This window comes from Actinokineospora sp. UTMC 2448 (genome assembly GCF_024760565.1).
Taxonomy (GTDB): domain Bacteria; phylum Actinomycetota; class Actinomycetes; order Mycobacteriales; family Pseudonocardiaceae; genus Actinokineospora; species Actinokineospora fastidiosa.
In genome coordinates, this window is the sequence record NZ_CP031087.1 from 4,060,867 (window position 1) to 4,084,805 (window position 23,939).

Here is a 23,939-nt window from a genome sequence, read left to right on the forward strand (position 1 = left end):
CGGGGGGCGGGCGGGCCCGCCCCTCACCCGGCTACGGCGCGCAGGTCAGTTTCGCTGACGCCCAGTCGCCGTGGTCGCTGCCGATGCCGTCGCCGCCGTCGGTCACCTGCAGGTCCAGGGTGCGGACGCCGGTGACGTCCACCTCGACCGGCAGGGCGGCCGACGTGCCGCGCAGGACCGGGGACACGTACCGCTCCGTGCCGTCGCCGACGACCTTGAACACCACCGAGCCGCGATCGGCCATCTCGTCGTCCACGCCGACGACGGCGGTGAAGCGGGTGCAGCGGCCGTCGAGGTTGACCAGCACCGACGACGGCGCGTGGACGCCGAGGCCCTTGGCGTGGACCACGCCGTCGACGGTCAGCGGGTTGCCGTCGCCGCCCGCGCTCTCGTTGTTGCTGCGGTCGCGTTCGACCGGGCCCCAGCCGTTGGTGGCGGTCATCCACTCCAGGTCGCTGACCCAGGCGTCGCCCTTGGGCGCGGGCGGACGGGGGCGGTCGTGGACCGTGGCGGCGAAGAAGCCGATCGTCGAGTTGGCGGGAAGCCGGACCGCGACCGGGGTCTTGCCGGGGCGCAGCTCGACCGTGGCGTAGAAGACGCGGTAATCGACGTCGGTGTTGGCCAGCCCGGTCGGGGTGTGCCTGCCCTTGACCGACACCGCGAGCTTCGCCCCGCCCGTCCCGGCGTCCTGGAACGACCAGTTGGGCACCTGCAGGGCGTGGCTGGACTCCGTGCCGTCGCTGTAGCGGACGACGACCGTGCCCGTGGCGTTGGTGCTCGCCCCGGAGGCGAGGAACGCCAGGTGCGTGCCCTGGCCGGACACCCGGATCGGCGCGGTGGCGCCGCGAACGGTGTTCGGCGTGCCGGGAGCGCCGGTGGGCCAGGTGAAGGTCGCTCCGTTGGCGGTGACGGTGGCGCCCGGTGTGTAGCCCTTCTCGGCCAGCAGTTCGGCCGGGAAGCTGTTGCCGTCGCCGTCGAAGCCGCCGCGCGACACCGTCGCCTTGTCGGTCACGCCGACGACGTTCGCCGCCGCCGACATCGACCCGTACGGCAGCAGCGCGTTCGTCGCCGTGCTCACGGTGCGCTGGTGGCGTGCCCTGCCCACATAGCTCGCGTCGAGGTGCAGGGTCACGTCACCGGGCTTCACGGACGCGCCCGGCGTGATCGTGAACCGCGCGCTCACCCGCTGTCCGGGCTTGACCTCCGCGAACCGCGGGTTCCCGGTCGACGTCCAGCCCTCGGGCAGGCGCGGGGTCAGGCGCACGTCCCGCAGGACCGCGTCGCCCTCGTTGGTGAACGACGCCTCGACCTCGGTCGCCTCGCCCGGCGCGTTCCACAGTGCCGGGCCGGTCAGGCCCACGGCTGCGAACCCGTCGGCGACGTGCGGACCGCCGCCGACGGAACTCGCCCCGACCAGGGTCACCGTCGCGGTGCCGTCCGTGGGGACGGCGGCGGTCTTCACGCGCACCACTCCCCCGTCGTGGAACCAGCCCGTGTCCGCCGCGTCGTAGGCCGCCTTGGTCGCATGCCGGGTGAGCTTGCCGCCCATGACGACATGGCGCGGCGCGGTTCCGGTGTGGACGGTCAGCTCGTACGGGCGGGAGGCCGCCTTGCCCGCGAACGCGCCCACGCTCGCTCCGATGCGCACGGTCACGTCCCCGCGGTCAGCGACCGGTGCGGTGACGTCGAACCGCTGCGTCGCCGACGCGCCCTCGCGGTGCGCCCGGGTCACGCGGTCGTCCTCGTACAGGGTGAACGACGACTCGCCGTGCGGGTAGACGTCGAGGGTGAGCCGGTCGCCGGGCGCCTGCTGGGCGTGGCCGGTGATGCCCGCCTTCCACATCGGCACGACCGCGCCCGCCTTGACGAACAGCGGCAGCCGCTCCAGCGGCGCGTGGTAGCCGTCCAGCGTGGTCGGGCCCCGGTGGACCCGGCCGCTCCAGTAGTCGACCCACAGGCCCTCGGGCAGGTAGATGCCGTTCTTGACCTCGCCGGCGTCCCACATCGGCGCGACCAGGAACTCCCGGCCCGCGAGGAACTGGTGCTTGGTGGTGTCGTCCCAGGTCTTGGGGTCATCGGGGTATTCGAGGATCAGCGAGCGGTTGATCGGCGCGCCGGTGCGGTGCGCCTCGGCCGCGTAGGAGTACAGGTACGGCAGCAGCCGCTCGCGCAGCTGCAGGTACTCGCGGTTGATCGCGGTGTAGGGCTCGCCGTAGGCCCACGGCTGCTTGAACTTCGGCGTCGACCAGCCGCTCATCGTCATCAGCGCCGGGGTGAAGGCCTTCCACTGCAGGTCGCGCACGTAGCTGACGGCCGACCCGCCGAAGATGCCGTCGATGTCGCCCGCGGCGTAGGCGATGCCGGAGTTGCCGGAGCCGTGGATCGCCGGGATCTGCCAGGGGATGTTGGCCAGCGTGCCGCTGTGGTCGCCGGTCCACTGCACCGCGCAGCGCTGCGCGCCCGCCCAGCCCTCGACCATCCAGGAGTAGCCGCGCGCGTCGCTGTGCTGCTCGATGCCGCCGTGCGCGGTGTCGCACGCGCTGAGCGCGTGCCGGTAGCCGGGACCGACCCAGGCGACGTCGAGCTTGCGCACCCGCACGCCCGCCTGGCCGACCTCCTCGGGCTGGCGGTCCAGGCTGGACTCGGTCCACAGACCCATCTGGATGCCGCGCTCGCGCAGGCCGTCGCCGGTCTCGACCAGGGCGTCGATGTCGCGGACGCCCACGTAGCCCTCGACGCCGCCCGGGTTCTCGACGAAGGCGTCCCGGTCCTTGGAGTAGCCGCAGCCGTAGTCGTCGTTGACGAGCATCCAGCCCGCGGGCATCCGCTCGTCCTTGAACCGCTGCGCGATGGCGACGGCGTCGGTGGTGATCTCCTTGTCCGGGTGGTACTTCCAGTCGTTGGCCGGGTCGGGGTCGACGCCCGCGCGGTAGTGGCCGCGGTTGTAGCAGTCGGAGTCGCCGTACTCCATGCCGTAGATGGGCGGGAGGAACGGGCGCCCGGTCAGCTCGGTGTAGCGGTCCAGGGAGGTCTTGAGGTCGCCGACGAAGAAGTAGGCGTCGAACCGGCGCTCGTCGTGCGTGGTCCGCACGGGCTCGGTGAAGGCGTAGCGGCCGGGGGCGAAGGTGTTGCGCAGGACGCCGTAGCCCGCGGTGCTCATGTAGTACGGGGACGCGTTCGGGTTGCCGCCGTCGTCCCAGTCGAAGTCCCGGGTGATGCGGATGGTCTGCCCTCGGTGGGAGAACCGCCCGTTCTGCATCCCGCCGCCGACGAACTGCTCGGTCGCGCCCCTGGTGAGGGTCTGCGTGGCCGACTTGTCCGTCCAGGACAGCGGCGCGGTCTCGGCCCAGATCCGCCGCCCGCCCTGGTGCAGCGCGAACCTCAGCGGGTCCTTGTACGCGCGCACCTCGGCCTTGCCGGTGCGCAGCGAGTAGTAGTCGCCCTTGTCCTCGGTCGCGACCTCCGGCGTCGGGTAGTCCCGCTTGACCACGATGGTCGACGCAGGCGCGTCCGGGTCCTCCGGAGCGGTGCTCGCCGGGTCACTGAACTCGCCGTCGGGGGCCAGCCACAACCGGAACACGTCGTCCTTGAGGAACACGACCCGCACGGCCGCGTCCCCCGCCCTCAGCGTGACCGTCCCACCGTCCACGGCGAACCCGGTCACCGCCCCGAGCCGATCATCACCTTCCGCACTCGCGGGCGTCCCGACCAGCGGAACAGCGAGCGCAAGGGCGGCCAAACCAGCCACCCACCGCGTTCTCTGACTGAAGATGCTCACAGCGGCCCCTCATTGAGCATTTGTGGACATAGTGCGCCCTTCTTAGCGCATGAGAGTGGCCGCTGTCACTACCCCGGCGACAGCACTGAGCCGGGACCACCGTCACGGCGGTCCCGGCTCAGCGGGTGGATCGGGTCAGACCACGGGCTCCCCGTACATCACGCCCAGGGGGTCGGAGATGAGTTCGATGCGGGCGCCGTCCGGGTCCTTGAAGTAGATGGACGTGCCGCTCTCCTCGACGTACTCCACGCCTGCCGCGTCCAGTCGGGACTTGGCGGCGGTCCACTCCTCGGGGGTGGTCGAGATCGCGATGTGGTGCAGGCCGCCCAGGACCTCGGCGTACGGGCCCAGGTCGAGGCCGGGGAGGTCGAAGAACGCCAGCGCGTTGCCGTTGCCGACGTCGAAGAAGAAGTGGGTCGAGCCCGGATAGTCGCGGTTCTCCACCACTTCGGTCAACGGGAACCCGAGCACGCCCTGGTAGAAGTCCACGGTCCGGCGGACGTCGCCGGAGATCAGGGCGGTGTGGTGGATTCCCCGGGCGGTGGTGCGTGCCGCGCCGCGGAGCAGTTCGGCGCGCACGGTGTCGCGGGTCTGGGCGTACTCGGCGATCTGCGCCTCGGTCAGTGCCATGGCGGCCTCCTTCGCGACCGCCACGCTACGCTGAGATAGTTGACGCGTCAACTCACACCGTGTGCACCTCGACGCCCTCGGCGGTGAAGGCGGCCAGGGCCTCCGGGGACGCCCCGGCGTCGGTGATGAGCAGGTGCATCGCCGCCGTCGGACAGATCTGGGCGAAGGCGTGCATGCCGATCTTGGAGCTGTCCGCGATCACCGCGACCCGCCGGGCCCGCTCGGCCATCAGGCGGTTGATGCTCGCCTCGCCCTCGTTGTGCGCGTAGGCCCCGTCGGCCGGGTCCACGGCGTCCACCCCGAGGAACACCAGGTCGAGGGTGATCTCGTCGAGGATGCGGGTCGCCAGCGGGCCGATCAGCTCGAAGGACTGCGGCCGGGCGACGCCGCCGGTCACGACGATCTTGACGTGCGGGCGCACCGCGAGCTCGTTGGCGATGTTGAGCGCGTTGGTGACCACGGTCAGCGCGGGCTCCTCCGACGCGCTCAGGTCCGGCCGGATGGCCAGCGCCCTGGCGATCTCGGTGGTCGTCGTCCCGCCGTTGAGCCCCACCACGGACCCGCGCGCGACCAGCGCGGCGGCCGCCTTGCCGATGCGCTCCTTCTCCGAGGCGTGCCGGGCCGTCTTGTAGCGCAGCGGCAGGTCGTAGGCGACGTTGTTGGCCACCGCGCCGCCGCGGGTGCGGGTGAGCAGCTGCTGTTCGGCCAGGTGGTCGAGGTCCCGGCGGATTGTGGCGGCCGACACACTCAGCTCCTCGGCCAGGTCGTCGACGTCGACCTTGCCCCGCTGCCCCAGGATGTCGAGCAGCGTGCTCAGACGCTCGTACCGGTCCACCGGCCACCTCCGTGTTCCGCGCATGACTGCCGCGCGATCATGCGCGTTGCTGCAAAGTATCGTCCAAGGGCCCCAAGGACAAACGCCCGGAACGCTTGGCAAGCCGTGTTCGATCGCGCAAGATTCTGCACGCACGCGAGCGCTCGCGCGCACGGGCTGGGAGAGGACGGTCATGACGCACGTGGTGGCGGTGGACGTGGGCGGCACGTCGGTCAAGGCGGCCCTGGTCGGGCGCGACCTGGCCCCGGTGGCGACCCTCCGCGAACCGACCAGGCGCGTCGCGGGCGCTGTCGACATCGACCACATCGCCTCGATGATCACCCGCCTTGCCGACGGCGCGGCCGTGGCGGGCGTCGGGGTCGCGGTGCCCGGGGTCGTCGACGACACCACCGGGCACGTGGTCACTGCCGTCAACCTCGGCTGGCACGACCTGCCCCTGCAGACCGCGCTGTCCTCCCTCACCGGGATGCCGCTGAAGGTCCGCCACGACGTGCGGACCGGCGGGCTGGCCGAGTTCACCGTGGGCGCGGCCGCTGGCGTGGCCAACGCGGTGTTCCTGCCCATCGGGACGGGCATCGCCGCCGCCTTCCAGGTGGACGGGCGTCCGCTGGTGGCGGGCGGGTACGCGGGCGAGATCGGGCACCTGGTGGTGGACCCGGGCGGCGCGGCGTGCAACTGCGGGGCCCTGGGCTGCCTGGAGACGCTGGCCGCCGCGCCCGCGGTGTCGCGGCGCTACGCCGAGCGGACCGGCCGGACGGCCACCGCCGCCGAGGTCGCCGCCCGGCTGGATGATGCCGACGCCGACGCGGCCGCGGTCTGGGCGGACGCGGTCGCGGCCCTGGGCGCGGCGCTGGCCGCCGCGGTGGCGATGGTCGGGCCCGAGGTGATCGTCCTCGGCGGCGGCCTGGCCGAGGCGGGCGACGCACTGGTCGGCCCGGTCCGCGACGACCTGCACGCGCGCCTGACGTTCCAGCGCAAGCCCGCCGTGGTCCGGGCGGCGCTGGGCCAGGACGCCGGGCGCGCGGGGGCCGCGCTGCTGGGCTGGGAGGCCGCGGACGGGGCATAGGCCGTCACCCACCTGGTCCACGCGCGGTGTCAGCCGGTCCCGGGCTCCGTACCGTGGAAGGTGACCTTTGACGGTCTACTGAGGGGATCGGACATGAAGCGCATCCTGGCCAAGATCGGTGTGACCGCGGCCGTGGTCGCGGGGACGACCGTCGTGCTCGCCTCGCCCGCCTCCGCGGCGCAGTCGTGCACGTCGCTGTCGGGCCCGGCGGGCGGCAGCCTGCCGCTGTGCAAGACGTGGAACTGGGACGGCAACGACTACGACGGCAAGTGGTGGACCAACGGGCCCTCCTCGCTCCCGTCGAAGAGCTACCTGCAGCGGTACGAGGACGGCAACGTCTACAACTCGTCGTACTCCGGCAGCTACAACGACCGGAGCAAGGTGCACTTCCGCATCTGCGACAGCCTCGCCAACCGCTGCACCGGCTGGTGGTGACCTGACGGGCGCGCGGGCCAGGCCCGCGCGCCCACCGGTCAGTCGGCGATCAGCGGCAGCAGCCGCTGGTTCCACACCCCGTCGTGGGCGCGGGCGGTGTCCAGGCGCTCGTCGTCGACGATCCCGTAGGTCGTCGTGCGCTGGCGTGACGGCCTGCCCGCGGCGGTGGCCAGCGACTCCAGGTCGGCGATCGTCTTGTAGCTGCCGTTGTCGCTGCCCGCCATGCGGCTGATGGTCTCCTCCATCAGCGTGCCGCCCAGGTCGTTGACGCCGCCGCGCAGGACCTCCACCACGCCGTCGTCGCCGAGTTTCACCCAGCTGGTCTGGATGTTGGCGATGTGGCCGTGCAGCAGGATGCGGGACAGCGCGTGCACCGCGCGGTTCTCCCTGCGGGTCGGGCCCGGCCGGGCGATGCCCGCGAGGTACAGCGGGGCGTTGGTGTGCACGAAGGGCAGCAGGACGAACTCGGTGAAGCCGCCGGTCCGCGACTGGATGTCGGCGATCAGCTTGAGGTGGGCCACCCAGTGCGACGGGTTGTCCACGTGCCCGTACATCATCGTCGAGGTCGTGGGGATCCCCAGCGCGTGCGCGGTGGTGACCACCTCGATCCACGTCGCCGCGGGCAGCTTGCCCTTCGTCAGCACCCAGCGGACCTCGTCGTCGAGGATCTCCGCCGCCGTGCCCGGCAGCGAGTCCACACCGGACTCGCGCGCCCGGACCAGCCAGTCCGAGATGGACAGATCGGTGCGCGCGGCCCCGTTCACCACCTCCATCGGCGAGAAGGCGTGGATGTGCAGGCCGGGGGCCCGCTTGCGGACCTCGGCGGCAATGTCGAAGTACGACGTCCCGGGCAGGTCGGGGTGGATGCCGCCCTGCATGCACACCTCGGTCGCGCCGACCGACCACGCCTGCTCGGCCCGCTGCCCGACCTGCTCCAGCGACAGCGTGTACGCGTCGGCGTCCGTGCGCCGCTGGGCGAACGCGCAGAACCGGCAGCCGGTGTAGCAGACGTTGGTGAAGTTGATGTTGCGGGTGACCACGTAGGTCACCTCGTCGCCCACCGCCTCGCGGCGCAGGTCGTCGGCCAGGGCGGCCAGGGCCTCCAGCTCCGCGCCCTCGGCGGCCGACAGCAGCGTCAGCGCGTCCGCGTCGGACAGTCGCGACAGGTCGCGCTCGGCGTGGCGCAGCGCCGTGGTGAACTCCGGCCGCACCACGCCCGCGATGCCGGACGACCCGGCCGAGGCGTCCACCGACGAACGCAGTTCGGCCCAGTCGCCGTACACCGAATCGAAGTCGTCGCGGCGGTCGCCGGTGCGGCCGTCGGTGTCGATCTCGGTGTGCAGCTCGGTGCGCCCGGAGCCGTCCATGGCGACCTCCGGCTCCTGCCACGCGCGGCCGACCGGGCGCGCCCCCTCGATCGCGAGGCCGGCCGCGTCGGCCAGGGCCGCGACGTGGCCCGCGACGCGGGGGTCCAGCCACGGCTCGCGGATGTACTCCGGGTACACCGTCAGCCGCTCGGCGAGCCGGAAGCCCGCCGCCGCGGTCTGCGCTGCCAGTTCGTCGATCTGCGGCCAGGGGCGCTCGGGGTTGACGTGGTCGGGCGTCAGCGGGGACACACCGCCCCAGTCGTCGATGCCCGCGCGCAGCAGCAGGCCGTACTCGCCGCCGATGAGGTTCGGCGGGGCCTGGATGCGCGCCTTCGGGCCCAGCACCACCCGGGCGACGGCGACGGTGGCGGCCAGCTCGGCGGCCTCGGCGTCGGGCATCCCGCGCATCGCCGTGTCCGGCTTGGCGCGGAAGTTCTGGATGATGACCTCCTGCACGCCGCCGTACTTGCGGGCGACGGACCGGATGGCGAACAGCGACTCCACGCGCTCGGCGAGCGTCTCGCCGATCCCGATCAGGATCCCGGTGGTGAACGGGACCGAGCTGCGGCCCGCGTCCTCCAGCACGCGCAGCCGGACGGCGGGCTCCTTGTCGGGCGAGCCGTAGTGCGGCCCGCCCGGCTCCGACCACAGCCGGGTGGCGGTGGTCTCCAGCATCATCCCCATGGACGGGGCGACCGGCTTGAGCCGCTGGAAGTCGGTCCAGGTCAGCACGCCGGGGTTGAGGTGCGGCAGCAGGCCGGTCTCCTCCAGCACCCGGATGGCCATGGCGCGCACATAGGACAGCGTGTCGGGGTAGCCCGCGGCGTCCAGCCACTCGCGCGCCGCGCCCCACCGCTCCTCGGGCCGGTCACCGAGGGTGAAGAGGGCTTCCTTGCAGCCCAGCTCCGCGCCCTTCCTGGCGATGTCGAGCACCTCGTCGGGGCTCAGGAACGGCGCGGGCAGCCGGTGCGGGACCGTCGCGAAGGTGCAGTAGTGGCACCGGTCGCGGCAGAGCCGGGTCAGCGGGATGAACACCTTGCGCGAATAGGTGATGACGCCCGCGCGGTCCACCGCGGCCAGGCCAGCGTCACGGACCCGGCTCGCGGTGGTGAAGAGGTCCTCCAGGTGCTCGCCGCGGGCGTGCAGCAGCACCTCGGCCTCCACCTGGTCCAGCGCGACCCCGTCCCGGGCTCGGCGCAGCGCGCGGCGGATGGCGGACTCGGACGGGGTCACGGCACCTCCCGGGAAGCGGACTCATCCTCAACCTATAGCGTCCGCTCCCCGGAATGGGTGACCCGAGGGTCAGGGCAGCACGTCCGCGAGTGCTTTGCGCGCGCGGCGCGGCGCGGCGGCCACCGCGCCGCCGACGGCGCCGCCGGTGTCGTGCGCCCACTCGCCGAGGTCGTGCATGTGGTTCTGCACCGTCCGACCCGCGCGGCGGGCCCGCCAGCCCAGCGACGGCCTGCCCTCGGTGTCGGCGACGGCCAGCATCAGCCCGCCGAGCAGCCCCGCGTTCTTCAGGAAGTGCTGCAGCTGCTGGTTGCGCTGGCCGGGGTCCTTCTCCGCCCAGAACTGGTGGGCGGCCAGCGTCGTGGGCACCAGGCTGCCGGACAGGAGCAGGGCCGCCAGCCTCGGCATCCGGTTGGTGGCCAGCATGATCCCCGCCACCACCTTGACCGCGCCGTCGATCTTCACCAGCGTCACCGGGTCGGTGGCCAGCTGCTGGGGCACCCGGTCGCCCGCCTTCGCCGTGGCCTGGTCGAGCAGGGGCTTGGCCGCCTCGGCGTGCGCCTCGGGCGCGCGCAGCGCCTGCACCCCGCCCCAGACGAAGATGCCCGCCAGCATGGGTCGCGCGATCCTGCGCAGGATCATTGCCTCTGTCCTTCCCTAGTCCACTCGATCCTTGGTCCGCTCGACGAGTTCCCTGACGTACTCGACCGTCCCACAGCCCGCGTCGACGCGCCGCTCGCGCTCGGCGGCGAACTGCTCGCCCAGCTCGGCGCGGCGCTCGTCGGAGACGGTCTCGCGGGCGTCGTTGAGGATCGTGCGCTCTTCCTCGTCGAGGTGGTGGTTGATGGCGGTGACGAGCTCCTCGAGCTTGCCCTCCCACTCATCGGACTCGGTGTCCTCGACCTCCATGAGCGCGAGCAGCGCCATGTTGCCCTCGGTGTGCTCCTCGGCGCCGTGGTCGATCTCGTCGTCGTCGACCTGCTTGTAGCGGCGCAGCGCCGGGTAGACCTTGGCCTCCTCGGCCTCGGCGTGCGCGACCAGCAGGTAGGCCAGCTCGTCGAGCGCCTTGGCCCGGTCCGCGCCGCGGTCGCGCAGGGTGCGGAACAGCTCCTCCATGCGCCGGTGGTCGGCAAGGATCAGTTCCACGACGTCAGTGGTCATCGTCGGTTCTCCCAGGGTCAGCCGGTCTCGTGCGGGGCATACCCCCGGCGGGCGCTACCCAATCCCTGCTCACCGACGGTGATCGCCGATCAACCCGATCGGCCGCTGTCCACATCGGGCGGACCGCCGCACAATGCGCGGGAACCGACCAGCCCCAGGGGGAGTGCCCGTGACCCGCTCCGCGGCCGACTTCGACCACCTCGACCCGGCCGTGGCCGCCAGGGCGCATGACGTGCTGCGCGCGCTGCGCGCCGAGTGCCCGGTCGCGCGCAGCACCCGCTACGGCGGCTTCCACGTCGTGACGCGGCATGAGGACATCGCGACGGTGGGCCGCGACCACGCCCGCTTCTCCGCCCGTGCGGAGTCCATCGGCGCGGCGACGCTGCTGCCCGGCCTGGAGACCGCGGTGGCGCCGCTGTTCGAGCAGGACCCGCCCGAGCACACCGAGGTCCGGCGCAGGCTGGCGCCGTACTTCAGCCGGGCCGCGGTCGCCCGGCTGGCCCCGGCGATCCGGGCGACCGCCCGGTCGGAGCTGGCCGGGCTGGCTCTGCGCGGCGGCGGCGACCTCGTCGTCGAGGTGGCGCGCCGGATCCCGCCGATGGTCATCGCCGGGGTGCTCGGCGTCGCGCCGCCGCGCCGCGCGCTGCTGCGCGACCTGCTGATCGGCGCGGTGACCGAGGGCCGCGTGGTGGAGTACCTGGACTTCCTGACCGAGGAGGTGCGGCTGCGCCGGGCCGCCCCGGGCGACGACCCGCTCAGCGCGGTGGTGGCCGACCGGTCGGTCGCCGAGCCGGACGCGGTCAAGTACCTCCTGCTGATGGTGGCCGCGGGCGCGCTGACCACGATCGACGCGACGAGCAGCCTGCTGTGGCTGCTCAGCCGCGACCCGTCCCTGGCCGACCACCCGCGCGAGGCCCTGGTCGACGAGGTGGTCCGGCTGGAGGCGCCGGTCGCCACGACCGCCCGCACGGTGCGCTGCCCGACCACGCTCAACGGCGTCGAGCTGGCCGAGGGCGACCGGCTGCTGGTCGCCTGGGGCTCGGGCAGCCGCGACACCGAGGTCTACCCCGACGCCGACGCGGTCCGCCCGGACCGCGCGCAGGGCGCGGGCCTGGCGTGGGGCGCGGGCGCGCACCGCTGCCTCGGCCAGCACCTCGCCCGGCTGGAGCTGGGCGTCATCCTCGACGAGGTGCTGGCCGCGATCCCCGGCTACCGCATCCCGGACGGCTTCGAGCCGGAGTGGACCTACGGCGTGCTGCGCGGGATCAGGGCGCTCCCGGCGACCTGGTCCTACTCCGACCCGGCCTCGATGTCGCCCTCCACCTCCAGGTAGAGGGTGCGCAGCGCGGCGAGGGTGTCGGCGTCGGGCTCGGCCCACAGGCCGCGGTCGGCCGCCTCCAGCAGGCGCTCGGCGATGCCGTGCAGGGCCCACGGGTTGGACTCGGCGAAGAACTTGCGGTTGACCTCGTCGAGCGCGTAGGTCTGCGCCAGCGTGTCGTACATCCAGTCGGGGACGACGTTGGTGGTGGCGTCGTAGCCGAAGAGGTAGTCCACGGTGGCGGCCAGCTCGAACGCGCCCTTGTAGCCGTGCCTGCGCATGGCCTCGATCCAGCGCGGGTTGGCCACCCGCGAGCGGAAGACCCGGTTGGTCTCCTCCACCAGCGACCGCGTGCGCACCGACTCCGGGCGGGTGCTGTCGCCGATGTAGGCGGCGGGCGCCTTGCCGGTGAGCGCGCGGACGGTGGCGATCATGCCGCCGTGGTACTGGAAGTAGTCGTCGGAGTCGATGATGTCGTGCTCGCGGGTGTCGACGTTCTTGGCCGCGACCGCGATGCGCCGGTAGGCGGACTCCATGTCCTCCCGCGCCGGGCAGCCGTCGAGGCCGCGGCCGTAGGCGAAGCCGCCCCAGACGGCGTAGACCTCGGCGAGGTCGCGGTCGTCGCGCCAGTTGTGGCTGTCGATCAGCGGCAGCAGGCCCGCGCCGTACGCGCCGGGCTTGGAGCCGAAGATGCGGGTGGTCGCCCGCCGCTCGTCCACGCCGTCGGCCAGGACGTGCGCCCTGACGTAGTTGTCCTCATCGGACTCCTCCAGCGCGGCGACCATGCGGACGGCGTCGTCGAGCAGGTACACCACGTGCGGGAACGCGTCGCGGAAGAACCCGGAGATGCGGACGGTGACGTCGATGCGCGGGCGGCCCAGCTCCTCGAGCGGCACGACCTCCAGCCCGCTGACCCGCCGCGACGCCGGGTCCCACACCGGGCGCACGCCCAGCAGGGCCAGCACCTCGGCGATGTCGTCGCCCGCGGTGCGCATGGCCGACGTCCCCCACACCGACAGGCCCACCGACCGGGGCCACTCGCCGGTGTCGGCGCGGTAGCGCTCCAGCAGCGAGTCGGCCATCGCCGAGCCGGTCTCCCACGCCAGCCTGCTGGGGACCGCCTTCGGGTCGACGGAGTAGAAGTTGCGGCCGGTCGGGAGCACGTTGATCAGGCCGCGCAGGGGCGATCCGCTCGGCCCGGCGGGGACGTAGCCGCCGTCCAGGGCGTGCAGGACATTGCCGATCTCGTCGGTGGTGCGGTCCAGCCGGGGCACGACCTCGGCCGCGCCGAAGGCCAGCACGCGGGCCACGTCGGGGTTGGGGGCGATCTCCTCGGCGGCCTCGACCGCCCAGCCGCGGTCGTCCATCGCCCGCACCAGGGCCCTGGCCTGCTCGTCGATGGCGTCGGTCGTCGTGCGGTCCGCGCCGTCGACCAGGCCGAGCGCCTCGCGCAGGCCGGGCAGCGCGGCGACCTGGCCAGCCCACATCTGCCGCGCGGACAGCATCGCGGTCACCAGGTTGACCCGCCCCTCCCCCGACGGCGGCACGCCCAGCACGTGCAGGCCGTCGCGGATCTGCACGTCCTTGATCTCGCACAGCCAGCCGTCGACGTGCAGGAGGAAGTCGTCGAACTCCGCGTCGTGCGGGCGGTCGGCCAGTCCGAGGTCGTGATCGAGCTTGGCGGCCTGGATCAGCGTCCAGATCTGGGCGCGGATGGCGGGCAGCTTGGCCGGGTCCATCGCCGAGATCGACGAGTACTCGTCCAGCAGCTGTTCGAGGCGGGCGATGTCGCCGTAGGACTCCGCGCGCGCCATCGGCGGCACCAGGTGGTCGACCAGGGTGGCGTGGGCGCGCCGCTTGGCCTGGGTGCCCTCGCCGGGGTCGTTGACCAGGAACGGGTAGATCAGCGGCAGGTCCCCGATGGCCGCGTCCGGGCCGCAGGCGGCGGACATGCCCAGGTTCTTGCCGGGCAGCCACTCCAGGTTGCCGTGCTTGCCCAGGTGGATGACCGCGTGCGCGCCGAAGTCGTCGGCGATCCAGCGGTAGGCGGCCAGGTAGTGGTGGCTCGGCGGCAGGTCCGGGTCGTGGTAGATCGCCACCGGGTTCTCGCCGAAGCCGCGCGGGGGCTGCACGATCACCACGACGTTGCCCGCGCGCAGCGCGGCCAGCACGATGGCGTCCCCGTCGACGAACAGCTCGCCCGGGGCGTCGCCCCAGTGCTCGGTCATGCTGTCGCGCAGCTCGTCGGGCAGGGTGTCGAAGTACGCGCGGTAGCTCGCCGTGGGGATGCGGACGGGGTTGCCGGACAGCTGCTCGGCGGTCAGCCAGTCCGGGTCGAGCCCGCCCGCGGCGATCAGGGCGTGGATGAGCGCGTCGCCGTCCTGCTCGGCGACGCCGGGCAGGTCGCCGATGTCGTATCCGGCCTCGCCCAGGGCCTTGAGCAGGCGCACCGCGCTGGCGGGCGAGTCGAGGCCGACGGCGTTGCCGAGCCGGGAGTGCTTGGTCGGGTACGCCGACAGCACGATGGCGATCTTCTTCTCGGCGTTGGGCACGTGCTTGAGCCGGGCGTGCGCGACGGCGATCCCGGCGACGCGGCGGGCGCGCTCGGGGTCGGCGACGTAGACGGAGAGCCCGTCGGCGTCCTGCTCCTTGAAGGAGAACGGGACGGTGATGATGCGGCCGTCGAACTCTGGGACGGCGACCTGCGTCGCGGTGTCCAGAGGGGACAGACCGTCGTCGCTGTCCGCCCAGGTGGCGCGGTCGCTGGTCAGGCACAGCGCCTGCAGGATCGGGATGTCGAGGGCGGCGAGCGCGCCCACGTCCCACGCGTCGTCGTCCCCGCCTGCCGAGGCGTCGGCCGGGCGGGTGCCGCCCGCGGCCAGGACGGTCACCACCAGGGCGTCGACGGTGCCGAGGAGGTCGAGCAGGTCGGCGGGCGCGGTGCGCAGAGACGCGCAGAAGACCGGGACGGGCTGCCCGCCGCGCTCCTCGACGGCGTCGCACAGGGCCTCGACGAACGCGGTGTTCCCCGCGATGTGGTGGGCGCGGTAGTAGAGGACGCCCACCCGGGGGCCGTCGGCGGCCGGGCGCTCCAGGCGTCCCCACACGGGCAGCTCGACCGGCGGCGCGAAGCCGGTGCCGGTGAGCAGGAGCGTGTCGGACAGGAAGTGGTACAGCTCACGCAGGTTGTCCCTGCCGCCGTGGGCGAGGTACTTGTGCGCCTCGGCGACCACGCCGCCGGGCACGGTCGAGCACTGCATCAGCTCGGCGTCGGGGGCCTGCTCGCCGCCGAGCACCACGACGGGCCGGGGTCCGGCGAGCAGGGCGTCCAGCCCCTCCTCCCAGGCCCGGCGCCCGCCGAGCAGCCGGACGACGACGATGTCGACGCCGTCGAGCAGGGCGGGCAGGTCGGCGGCGGCGACGCGGGCGGGGTTGCCCAGCCGGTAGTCCGCGCCGGATGCGCGCGCGGAGAGCAGATCGGTGTCCGAGGTGGACAGCAGCAGGATCATGGCGCCCTTCCTGGGGTCCTCGCCCCGGGTCGTGAGGGACGCGACGGCGGAGTGTCCTGGCTCCCGGATCGTCGTTCCCCCTGGCCTTCCCTCTCGGTGGCCGCTAGCAGGGTTCGCTCCCCGGTGACAGTGGCGGGACCGCGCCGGACTCGCACCGGCTTCCTCCGTTGCCGTCGCCTCGTCGGGCTCACCTTATATTCGGGGCGTGTCCCACCAGAACCGCCGCTCGGGCGCCGACGCCTGCCCCGGCGCGCTCGATGTGCACCAGGCAGCCGACGGGGGTCTGGCCAGGGTGCGGCTGCCGGGCGGCCGGATCACGTCCGCGCAGCTCAGCGTGCTCGCCGCGGCCGCGCGGGAGCTGGGCTCCGGCGGGCTGGAGCTGACCTCGCGGGCCAACGTCCAGATCCGCGGGCTGGGACCGCGGGGTCCGGCGGAGTTGGGGGCGCGGCTGGCGGCGGCCGGGCTGCTGCCGTCGATCTCCCACGAGAAAGTGCGCAACATCATGTCCTCGCCGCCGGGCGACCACGGCGCGGCCGCGCTGGACGCCGCGCTGTGCGCCGATCCGGCGCTGGCAGCGCTCCCGGGGCGGTTCCTCTTCGCGCTGGACTCCGGCGCGGGCGACGTGGCCTGGCTCGGCGCGGACGTCGCCGCGCTGCCGGTCGGCGCGCGGTTCGCGATCCTGCTGGGCGGGGAGGACCACGGCGTCCGCGTCTGCGACCCTGTCGAGGCCATGCTGGCCGCGGCGCGCGCGTTCCTGGAGATCCGCGACGGGCAGTGGCGGATGGCCGAGCTGGGGCCGGATGTGGCGAAGATCGCCGACCGGCTCGGGACCTCGCCCGAGCGCGTTCCGCGCGGACGGCCGCCGACGGGTGGGCCGCTGGGTCGGATCGGCGACGCCGTCGGCGCGGCCGTCCCGCTCGGGCGGCTGGACGACCGGCAGCTCGCGGTGTTGATCAAGGCGGAGCACGTGGTGATCACGCCGTGGCGCGGGGTCGTGGTCCCGCGTGGTTCGGTGGCGGAGCTGACCGCGGTGGGCCTGGTGGTCGACCCGGCGGCGGCGGGCATCGGGGTGACGGCGTGCACGGGCGCGCCCGGGTGCGCGAAGTCGCTGGCCGACGTGCGGGCGGACGCCTTGCGGATCACCCGTTCGGGGCGTCCGGTGCACTTCGCGGGCTGCGCGCGCCGCTGCGGGCGGCCCGCGGGCGACGTGGTGGACGTGGTGGCGGTCGACGGCGGGTACGAGGTCGACGGCCGATGGGTTTCCGGTGGTGCGGTGGCCGGTGCGGCCGCCGAGGCGAGGCAGGAGCAGAGGTGACCGACTACATCAGGGACGGCGCGGAGATCTACCGCCGCTCGTTCGCCACGATCCGCGCGGAGGCCGACCTGGCCGGGCTGCCGGAGGACGTGGCCCGCGTCGTGGTCCGCATGATCCACGCGTGCGGCATGGTGGACCTGGTGCGCGACGTCGCGTACTCGCCGGGGGTCGTCGCCGCGGCCCGCGCCGCCCTCGACGCGGGCGCCCCGATCCTGTGCGACGCGCAGATGGTCGCCTCCGGCGTCACCCGGGCGCGGCTGCACGCCGACAACGAGGTCGTGTGCACGCTGTCCGACCCGGCCGTCCCCGGCTTGGCGGCGGAGTTGCGCACGACCAGGAGCGCGGCGGCGATGGAGTTGTGGCGGCCACACCTGGCGGGTGCGGTCGTGGCCGTCGGGAACGCCCCGACGGCGCTGTTCCGGCTGCTGGAGATGGTGGCGGCGGGGGCGGGAACGCCTGCCGCCGTCCTGGGCGTCCCCGTCGGGTTCATCGGGGCGGCGGAGTCGAAGGAGGCGCTGATGGAGTCCGGCCTGCCACACCTGGTGGTCCGAGGACGGCGCGGCGGCAGCGCCATGGCCGCCGCCGCCGTCAACGCGATCGCGAGCGACGCCGAATGACCGGCACCCTCTACGGCGTCGGCCTGGGCCCCGGCGACCCGGAACTGGTGACGGTCAAGGCCGCCCGCCTGATCTCCGCGGCCCAGGTCATCGCCTACCACAGCGCCCGCCACGGCCGCTCCATCGCCCGCGGCGTGGCCGAGCCGTACCTGCGCGAGGGGCAGATCGAGGAGCAGCTGGTCTACCCGCTGACCGTCGAGACCACCGACCACCCCGGCGGCTACGCGGGCGCGATGGCCGACTTCTACACCGAGAGCGCCGCCCGCCTGGCGTCCCATTTGGACGCAGGCCGGGACGTGGTGGTCCTCGCCGAGGGCGACCCCATGTTCTACGGGTCGTACATGCACATGCACAAGCGCCTGTGCGACCGCTACCCGACCGTGGTGGTCCCAGGCGTGACGTCGGTGAGCGCGGCATCAGCGGTATTGCGCCGCCCGTTGGTGGAGGGCGAGGAAGTCCTCACCATCCTCCCCGGCACCCTCCCCGCCGAATCCCTGACATCCCACCTGGCGACCACGGACTCCGCAGCGGTCCTCAAACTGGGCCGCACCTTCCCCAAGGTCCGCGCCGCCTTCGAGGCAGCAGGCAAACTGGACCGCGCCCTCTACGTCGAACGCGCCACCTGGAACACCGGCCGCGTCCTCCCTCTGTCCGAAGTGGACCCCACCACCGTCCCCTACTTCTCCCTAGCCGTACTCCCCAGCCCGCTCAATTCCACACCCCCCACACCCCACATGGACAGTCCCCGCCCCAACCGGGGGCAGTCCGCCCTTTCTTTCCACGATACGCCTGCGGGAACTTGTCAAGAGGGTGAATCTTCGGGCCTGTGGATAACTTCGGGCGAGGGCAACGGACGCGCCGCAGGCGAGACGGCCACGAACGGCGACACGGGAATGCAGGCCGCACAGGGCGAGGCGGCGGCAGCCGGGCAGAGCGGGACGGCCGCGCCGTTCGGGCGCGGTGAACCGGCCGGGCAAGGCGGAGCGGCAACAACGGTCGAGCAAGACGGTACGGCCACGCACGTCGGGCACGGCGAATCGGCGGCAGAGCGAAGCGGGACGGCAGCGCGCACCTGGCAAAGCGGAGCCGCAACAGCCGAGCCACGCGGGACCACAGCGCCCATCGGGGAAAGGGAAGCAGCGACCCCGATCGGACAAACCAAGACAGGGGCCGAGCAAAGCGAAGCCGCAACCCACCCAGCCGGGCAGAGCGACGAAGCCTCCCAACCGGCCGCGTCCCCGGCCCCGCACCACCCCCGAGGGGAGGTGGTCGTCGTCGGCCTCGGTCCCGCTGGTCGCCCCTGGCTCACCCCGGAAGCGCAAGAAGCGCTCGGGACCGCTGACGACCTCGTCGGCTACACCACCTACCTCAACCGCGTCCCCCACAACCCCCGCCAGCGCCGTCACCTCTCCGACAACCAGGTCGAGGCCGAGCGGGCCGCGTTCGCGCTTGATCTGGCCAAGCGGGGGCGCAGGGTGGCCGTGGTCTCCTCCGGGGATCCCGGGGTCTTCGCGATGGCGACCGCCGTCCTGGAGGTCGCCGACGACCCCCTGTGGCGAGAGGTGCCCGTGCGGGTGCTGCCCGGGGTCACCGCCGCCCACGCGGTGGCCGCGAAGGCGGGGGCGCCGCTCGGGCACGACTACTGCACGATCTCGCTGTCCGACCGCCTCAAGCCGTGGGAGGTGATCGTGCGGAGGTTGACCGCGGCGGCGCAGGCGGACTTCGCCATCGCGATCTACAACCCCGCGTCCAAGGCGCGGCGGTGGCAGCTCGGGCAGGCGCGGGATCTGCTGCTGGAGCACCGGTCCCCGGACACGCCGGTCGTGATCGGGCGGGACGTGGGGGGACCCGAGGAGAGCCTGCGGATCACCCGGTTGGCGGACCTCGACCCGGCGACCGTCGACATGCGGTGTCTGCTGCTCGTCGGGAGTTCGCGCACCCGCACCATCCGGCGACCCGACGGGACGCTCGCCGTCTTCACTCCGCGCACATATGGCGGAAGTTAAACGTTACGGGTGTCCTAAATACTCGTGAACAAAGATCCTACTGACACGGTCGCCCCCGGAAAGCGGCCACCCTGCCTGCGGCGACGGAGATCAAGACCGGGTAGGTTCACAGGGCATGGCGGGTATTGAGGAGTCCAAGGCGGGAGTCGCCGCGGCCACCGAGAAAGTGCAGGCGGGCATCCAGGCGCTCACCCAGGCGGCGATGCAGTGGGACGAGGCGCGCACCCTCCTGGCGAACGCCTCCCAGGGCACCTCGCGCCCGGAGGCCCCGCAGGCGCTCGGCATGCTCGCCCAGGCCCTGCAGGGCCTGACGGACATCCAGGGCAGCGCGCAGGCGTCGATCACCGCGATGGAGACCTGGAACGCGCAGATCTGACCACTTAGGACCGCACCGTCCACTGTGGTGCGCGTTCGCCCTGATGGAGCAGCCCTCTCGCCCGATCGTGACCTCGGCGCTATCTTGCGATGGACGAGGAGGTGGGCGTGAGCATCAGGGAGTACGCGGCCACGCTGGGCCAGGTCATGACCACCCTGGCCGCGGCCGCGGCCAGCGCCGACACCGCCCTGCGCGAGCTGACCTCCGCGCGGGCCATCCTGACCAGGATCTCCCCCGACGGCTGGTGCCCTGCCGAACTCGACCTGGCGATCGCCGAGCTGACCAGGGTGGTCGCGCTGGCCGCCGCGGCCAGGGAGACCATCGCCGACTACGTGACGAGGCTGTAGATGGGCAAGGCCGACCGCAGGCGGCGGGCGAACGCCGCGCTGGCCACCCTGCGCACCGTGCTCGGCCGCGCGCTGGGCGCGGCCGCCGCCGCCCGGACGGCCGCCGAGGCCGACCGGGCGCGCGCCGAGTTCGAGCACTCGGTGCACTCGATGGGGTTCGGCGCGGCCGCGCGGTCCAAGGACATCAGGGCCAGGGTCGACGCCGACCCGGTGCTGCGCGAGGTGTGGCAGCGGCTGGAGGCCGAGCGCGACCGCAGCTACACCGAGTGGAACACCGCCGTCCTCCCGCAGGTGCGCGCCCTGGTCGCCGACGCGGCGCCCGGCGCGGCGGGCGCGGAGGGCCACGACTGGCTGCGCGTCCCCGGCACGGGCGGGGAGCCGCCCCGGCTGTGGCGGGTGGGACGGGCTGCGGTCGAGCACGCCGCCGACGAGTTCCCGCTGGCCGTCCCGCTGCTGGGGCACGGCCACCTGCGGATCAACTCGACGCACGGCGCCAGGGCCGCCGTGGACGCGATCGTCGAGACGCTGCTGGCCCGGATGCTGGCCACCCTCGCCCCCGGCCAGCTGCGCATCCACATCTGGGACATCGGCCACCTCACCGGCCCGCTGCCCAACCTGCACCCGCTCAGCGCCGAGCGGCTGCTGACCGTGCACGACCCCACGCTGCTCGGCGACCTGCTGGCGACCCTCGCCGGGCACATCCGGCGCGCCCACGACAGCGCGCTGCGCGACGGCCGCCGCACCGCGCACGGGCCGGGCGACCCGTGGCGGGTGGCGGTGCTGTTCGGCAACGGCGAGCGGCTGCCCGACGAGCTGACCCACGAGCTGAGCCGGGTCGCCCGCACCGGCCCGGACGCGGGCGTGCACCTGGTGCTGGTCGACGTGCCGGTGTCGGTGAACAGTCCACTGGAGACCATCACATTCACCGGCCCGGACGTGGCGACCTCCAGCATGACCGGGCGCGGCGTCGTGGTCCGGCCGGACCCGCCGCTGCCCGCCGCCGAGGTCGCCGCGCTGGCGAGCGGGGTGCACGAGCGGGTGCGCGCGTTCCGCGGCGGCCCGCGCTCCTTCGCCGACCTGCTGGCCCCCGCGCCCCGGCACTTCGCGCGCGATGAGCTGCGCACCCCGATCGGGTTCGCCGAGGGTGAGCCGGTGGAGGTCGTGCTGGGCGACGCCACCCCGCACGCGCTGATCGCGGGCCCGAGCGGGTCAGGCAAGACGAACTTCCTCTACGCCCTCATCGGCGGCCTTGCGTCGCGGTACTCGCCGATGGAGCTGGAGCTGTACCTGCTGGACTTCAAGGAGGGCGTGTCCTTCGCCGGGCTGACCCCCGGCAGCAAGGACCCGAGCTTCCTGCCGCAGGCCCGGCTGGTCGGGGTGAACGTCAACACCGACCGCGAGTTCGGGCTGGCGCTGCTGCGGTTCCTCACCGCCGAGCTGGCCCGCCGCGCCGAGGCGGCCAAGCGGCACGAGGTGACCAAGCTGGCCGAGCTGCGCGAGGCCGACCCGGACGGGCACTGGCCGAGGATCGTCGCGGTGATCGACGAGTTCCAGGCGCTGTTCAGCGGCCGCGACCGGATCACCCAGCAGGCGGCCGCGCTGCTGGAGGACGTGGCGCGGCGGGGCCGCTCGCAGGGCATCCACCTGGTGCTGGCCAGCCAGGACATCGCCGGGATCGAGGCGTTCTGGGGCAAGCCCGCGGTGTTCGAGCAGTGCACGCTGCGCATCGCGATGCCCAAGGCGAAGCGGGTGCTCGCCGAGCAGAACCTGGCCGCGATGTCGCTGCCGCGCTGGCACGTCGTGGTCAACCACGACTCCGGCGTCGGCCACGGCAACGAGGTCGCGCACGTGCCCGACGCGTCGAGCCGGGGCACGTTCGACCTGCTGCAGCGGGACCTGCACGCGGCCCTGCCGACGGCGCCGCCCCGGCTGTTCGACGGCGCCCACCAGCCGGACCTGGTCCACGCCGCCGACTTCGCCACGCCGTCCGGGCCGCTGCTCGGCCAGATCATCGACGTCAACGACCGGGCGGCGATCCTGCGGCTGGAGGCCGCGCCGGGGCGCAACCTGGCGGTCCTGGGCACCGCGGTCGCCGACGCGTTCGCCGTGCTGGAGAGCGCGGCGCTGTCGCTGGCCAGGATGCACGTCCCGGGCGACTGCGACTTCAGCGTCTGGTGCCCGGTGCCCGCGCTGGCCCGGCGCGCCGAGGGGCTGGCCGAGCGGCTGCGGACGATGGGCCACGACGTGGACCTGCGCCTCGACGACAGCATCGCCCGGCTGACCCCGGCGACCGCGGAGCGGCCGCGCTATGTGATCTTCCCGTGCGTGGACGGCGCGCACCGCTGGCTGGAGGCCAAGGAGCCGCCGAGCATGACCAGCGGCCTCGACCGGCTGCGCGCGCTGCTGCGCGACGGTCCCGCGCACCGCGTGCACGTGCTGGGCTGGTGGCGCGGCGTCGCCCGGTTGAAGGACACGATGGGGTTCGGCGGGTTCGACGACATCGGGGCGTGGGTGGCGCTGGACGTGCAGGGCAGCGAGCTGACGACGCTGGCGGCGGGCCAGGTGGTCGACTGGTCGCCGCGCCCGCAGCGGGCGATCTTCTTCGACCGCACCACGCACACCCACCCGGACGTGCTGATCCCGTTCGACACCTCGTCGGCGCTGGACATCCCGAAGGTGGTGGACACGGCGTGAACGACCCTGTTGCCGAGTACAAGCGCCTGCTGGACACCGCGCACCAGGCCGCGGACACCCACCGCAAGCACGAGCAGCGCCGCGCCCTGGAGCTGACCGAGCACATCCGCGACGCGAGCAAGGCCATCACCGCCGCGTCGGCGCGCGAGGCGGACGTGACCAGGGAGATCACCGGCTGGTGGTCGAACGTGACCAGGAACCTGACCTCGCTGGTGTGGCTCGACCTGACCCCGCCAGCGCCGGACCCGGGCGCCGATCCCCGCAGGCTGAACGCGCACCTGGCCGAGGTCGAGCCCGCGACCTCGGCGTTCCGCGTCGCCCTGCGCCGCGCCCTGTGGCCGCGCAAGCTCCCCTGATCTTTGGCACGATCGGCGGTATGCAGACGCGACAGCTGGGCGACGTCCGGGTCGGCGCGATCGGGCTCGGCGGCATGCCCATGTCCATCGCGGGCAGGCCGGACCGCGACCGCGCGATCGCCACGATCCGCGCCGCGGTCGACGCGGGCGTGACCCTCATCGACACCGCGGACGCCTACTCGCTGGACGAGACCGACTTCGGCCACAACGAGGAGCTGATCGCCGAGGCGACCAGGGGCGCGGACGTGCTGATCGCCACCAAGGGCGGCCACACCCGCACCCCGGGCGGCGGCTGGGGCCTCGACGGCCGCCCCGAGTACCTGCGCCGGGCGTGCGACGCGTCGCTGCGCAGGCTGGGGGTCGAGCGGATCGACCTGTACCAGTTCCACCGGCCGGACCCGGCGGTCCCGGTGGCCGAGTCGGTCGGCGCTCTGGCTGAGCTGCTCGACGAGGGCAAGATCCGCATGGCCGGCGTGTCGAACTTCGACCCGGACGAGATCAGGATGGCCCACAAGATCCTGGGCGGACGGCTGGCGGCGGTGCAGAACCAGTACTCCCCCACGTTCCAGTCGAGCGCGCCCGAGCTGGAGCTGTGCGACGAACTGGGCGTCGCGTTCCTGCCGTGGAGCCCGCTGGGCGGCATCAGCTCGGCGGGTGCCCTGGGCGGCGCCTTCGCCGCGGTGGGCGCTGAGCTGGGCGTGAGCCCGCAGCGGGTGTGCCTGGCGTGGATGCTGGCCAAGTCCCCGGTGGTGATCCCCATTCCCGGCGCCTCCCGCCCGGAGAGCATCACCGACTCGGCGGCCGCGGCCACCGTCGAGCTGACCCCGGCCCACATCGCCACCCTGAACGCCGCTGTGGCCTGACCCCGCCACGGCAACCTTTTCCCACCCCCGGAGGTC

General features: G+C 73.3%; 18 protein-coding genes and 1 riboswitch. Of the genes, 11 read left to right on the plus strand and 7 right to left on the minus strand.

Annotation, left to right across the window (positions count from 1 at the left end; all coding sequences use genetic code 11):
* Positions 1–31 precede the first annotated feature (31 nt).
* From Actkin_RS18450 to Actkin_RS18460, 3 genes are all read right to left on the minus strand, one after another.
* Positions 32–3,664: an NPCBM/NEW2 domain-containing protein gene (locus Actkin_RS18450; RefSeq protein WP_258903571.1), complete on the minus strand. Its 3,633-nt coding sequence runs from the start codon at positions 3,662–3,664 to the stop codon at positions 32–34.
* A gap of 249 nt (positions 3,665–3,913) precedes the next feature.
* Positions 3,914–4,408 (minus strand): VOC family protein, encoded by a 495-nt coding sequence (locus tag Actkin_RS18455; protein WP_189210768.1) that lies wholly within the window; start codon positions 4,406–4,408, stop codon positions 3,914–3,916.
* 52 nt (positions 4,409–4,460) lie between these two features.
* Positions 4,461–5,243 (minus strand): DeoR/GlpR family DNA-binding transcription regulator, encoded by a 783-nt coding sequence (locus tag Actkin_RS18460; RefSeq protein ID WP_189210769.1) that lies wholly within the window; start codon positions 5,241–5,243, stop codon positions 4,461–4,463.
* A gap of 172 nt (positions 5,244–5,415) precedes the next feature.
* Between Actkin_RS18460 and Actkin_RS18465 the strand changes: the two genes are divergently transcribed.
* Both Actkin_RS18465 and Actkin_RS18470 read left to right on the plus strand, forming a co-directional pair.
* Entirely contained in the window at positions 5,416–6,309 is an 894-nt protein-coding gene (locus Actkin_RS18465; protein WP_258903572.1) for an ROK family protein, read from the plus strand.
* 93 nt (positions 6,310–6,402) lie between these two features.
* Positions 6,403–6,744, plus strand: coding sequence for a hypothetical protein (locus Actkin_RS18470; RefSeq protein ID WP_189210771.1), 342 nt, complete (start codon positions 6,403–6,405; stop codon positions 6,742–6,744).
* A 38-nt stretch (positions 6,745–6,782) separates the two neighbouring features.
* Here Actkin_RS18470 and Actkin_RS18475 read toward each other — a convergent pair whose 3' ends face one another.
* The 3 genes from Actkin_RS18475 to Actkin_RS18485 form a co-directional block, all read right to left on the minus strand.
* Positions 6,783–9,344: a bifunctional FO biosynthesis protein CofGH gene (locus tag Actkin_RS18475; RefSeq protein ID WP_258903573.1), complete on the minus strand. Its 2,562-nt coding sequence runs from the start codon at positions 9,342–9,344 to the stop codon at positions 6,783–6,785.
* Positions 9,345–9,413: 69 nt separating this feature from the next.
* The gene (locus Actkin_RS18480; protein WP_258903574.1) at positions 9,414–9,983 is read right to left on the minus strand and encodes a DoxX family protein; all 570 of its coding nucleotides are present in this window, start codon (positions 9,981–9,983) and stop codon (positions 9,414–9,416) included.
* A 15-nt stretch (positions 9,984–9,998) separates the two neighbouring features.
* Positions 9,999–10,502: a hemerythrin domain-containing protein gene (locus Actkin_RS18485; RefSeq protein WP_189210774.1), complete on the minus strand. Its 504-nt coding sequence runs from the start codon at positions 10,500–10,502 to the stop codon at positions 9,999–10,001.
* 169 nt (positions 10,503–10,671) lie between these two features.
* Between Actkin_RS18485 and Actkin_RS18490 the strand changes: the two genes are divergently transcribed.
* Positions 10,672–11,835: a cytochrome P450 gene (locus tag Actkin_RS18490; protein ID WP_258903575.1), complete on the plus strand. Its 1,164-nt coding sequence runs from the start codon at positions 10,672–10,674 to the stop codon at positions 11,833–11,835.
* On the opposite strand, the gene cobN is transcribed toward Actkin_RS18490, so the two are convergent.
* On the minus strand, positions 11,793–15,329 hold the full coding sequence (cobN, locus tag Actkin_RS18495; protein ID WP_189210776.1) for a cobaltochelatase subunit CobN: 3,537 nt from the start codon (positions 15,327–15,329) through the stop codon (positions 11,793–11,795). The genes Actkin_RS18490 and cobN overlap by 43 nt on opposite strands.
* A gap of 49 nt (positions 15,330–15,378) precedes the next feature.
* Positions 15,379–15,494, minus strand: a riboswitch (cobalamin riboswitch).
* A 40-nt stretch (positions 15,495–15,534) separates the two neighbouring features.
* Here cobN and Actkin_RS18500 point away from each other — a divergent pair.
* The 8 genes from Actkin_RS18500 to Actkin_RS18535 all read left to right on the plus strand — a co-directional run bounded on the left by Actkin_RS18500 (position 15,535) and on the right by Actkin_RS18535 (position 23,903).
* Positions 15,535–16,644: a ferredoxin-like domain-containing protein gene (locus tag Actkin_RS18500; RefSeq protein ID WP_189210777.1), complete on the plus strand. Its 1,110-nt coding sequence runs from the start codon at positions 15,535–15,537 to the stop codon at positions 16,642–16,644.
* Positions 16,641–17,261, plus strand: a complete 621-nt coding sequence (locus Actkin_RS18505) for a precorrin-8X methylmutase (protein ID WP_258903576.1) — start codon at positions 16,641–16,643, stop codon at positions 17,259–17,261. The genes Actkin_RS18500 and Actkin_RS18505 overlap by 4 nt, the downstream gene beginning before the upstream one ends.
* Positions 17,258–19,267, plus strand: coding sequence for a precorrin-2 C(20)-methyltransferase (locus Actkin_RS18510; protein ID WP_258903577.1), 2,010 nt, complete (start codon positions 17,258–17,260; stop codon positions 19,265–19,267). Before Actkin_RS18505 ends, Actkin_RS18510 begins: the two co-directional genes overlap by 4 nt.
* Before the next feature lie 115 nt (positions 19,268–19,382).
* On the plus strand, positions 19,383–19,643 hold the full coding sequence (locus tag Actkin_RS18515) for a hypothetical protein (RefSeq protein WP_189210780.1): 261 nt from the start codon (positions 19,383–19,385) through the stop codon (positions 19,641–19,643).
* Positions 19,644–19,750: 107 nt separating this feature from the next.
* Positions 19,751–19,990 carry a hypothetical protein gene (locus tag Actkin_RS18520; protein WP_189210781.1) on the plus strand — a complete coding sequence of 80 codons (240 nt, stop codon included), beginning with the start codon at positions 19,751–19,753 and terminating at the stop codon, positions 19,988–19,990.
* Positions 19,991–22,684 carry an FtsK/SpoIIIE domain-containing protein gene (locus Actkin_RS18525; protein WP_258903578.1) on the plus strand — a complete coding sequence of 898 codons (2,694 nt, stop codon included), beginning with the start codon at positions 19,991–19,993 and terminating at the stop codon, positions 22,682–22,684. It abuts the gene before it with no gap.
* A complete protein-coding gene (locus tag Actkin_RS18530; RefSeq protein ID WP_258903579.1) occupies positions 22,681–23,040 on the plus strand; it encodes a hypothetical protein in 360 nt (119 codons plus the stop codon). The genes Actkin_RS18525 and Actkin_RS18530 overlap by 4 nt, the downstream gene beginning before the upstream one ends.
* Positions 23,041–23,060: 20 nt before the next feature.
* Positions 23,061–23,903 (plus strand): aldo/keto reductase, encoded by an 843-nt coding sequence (locus Actkin_RS18535; RefSeq protein WP_189210784.1) that lies wholly within the window; start codon positions 23,061–23,063, stop codon positions 23,901–23,903.
* The last annotated feature ends 36 nt before the right edge of the window (positions 23,904–23,939 follow it).

What these genes read in the sequence shown, in the direction of transcription:
- Actkin_RS18455 (WP_189210768.1), bottom strand. Translation starts at nt 4,408, where the DNA reads ATGGCACTGACCGAGGCGCAGATCGCCGAGTACGCCCAGACCCGCGAC.
- Actkin_RS18465 (WP_258903572.1), top strand. Translation starts at nt 5,416, where the DNA reads ATGACGCACGTGGTGGCGGTGGACGTGGGCGGCACGTCGGTCAAGGCG.
- Actkin_RS18470 (WP_189210771.1), top strand. Translation starts at nt 6,403, where the DNA reads ATGAAGCGCATCCTGGCCAAGATCGGTGTGACCGCGGCCGTGGTCGCG.
- Actkin_RS18480 (WP_258903574.1), bottom strand. Translation starts at nt 9,983, where the DNA reads ATGATCCTGCGCAGGATCGCGCGACCCATGCTGGCGGGCATCTTCGTC.
- Actkin_RS18485 (WP_189210774.1), bottom strand. Translation starts at nt 10,502, where the DNA reads ATGACCACTGACGTCGTGGAACTGATCCTTGCCGACCACCGGCGCATG.
- cobN (WP_189210776.1), bottom strand. Translation starts at nt 15,329, where the DNA reads ATGATCCTGCTGCTGTCCACCTCGGACACCGATCTGCTCTCCGCGCGC.
- Actkin_RS18510 (WP_258903577.1), top strand. Translation starts at nt 17,258, where the DNA reads ATGACCGGCACCCTCTACGGCGTCGGCCTGGGCCCCGGCGACCCGGAA.
- Actkin_RS18515 (WP_189210780.1), top strand. Translation starts at nt 19,383, where the DNA reads ATGGCGGGTATTGAGGAGTCCAAGGCGGGAGTCGCCGCGGCCACCGAG.
- Actkin_RS18525 (WP_258903578.1), top strand. Translation starts at nt 19,991, where the DNA reads ATGGGCAAGGCCGACCGCAGGCGGCGGGCGAACGCCGCGCTGGCCACC.
- Actkin_RS18535 (WP_189210784.1), top strand. Translation starts at nt 23,061, where the DNA reads ATGCAGACGCGACAGCTGGGCGACGTCCGGGTCGGCGCGATCGGGCTC.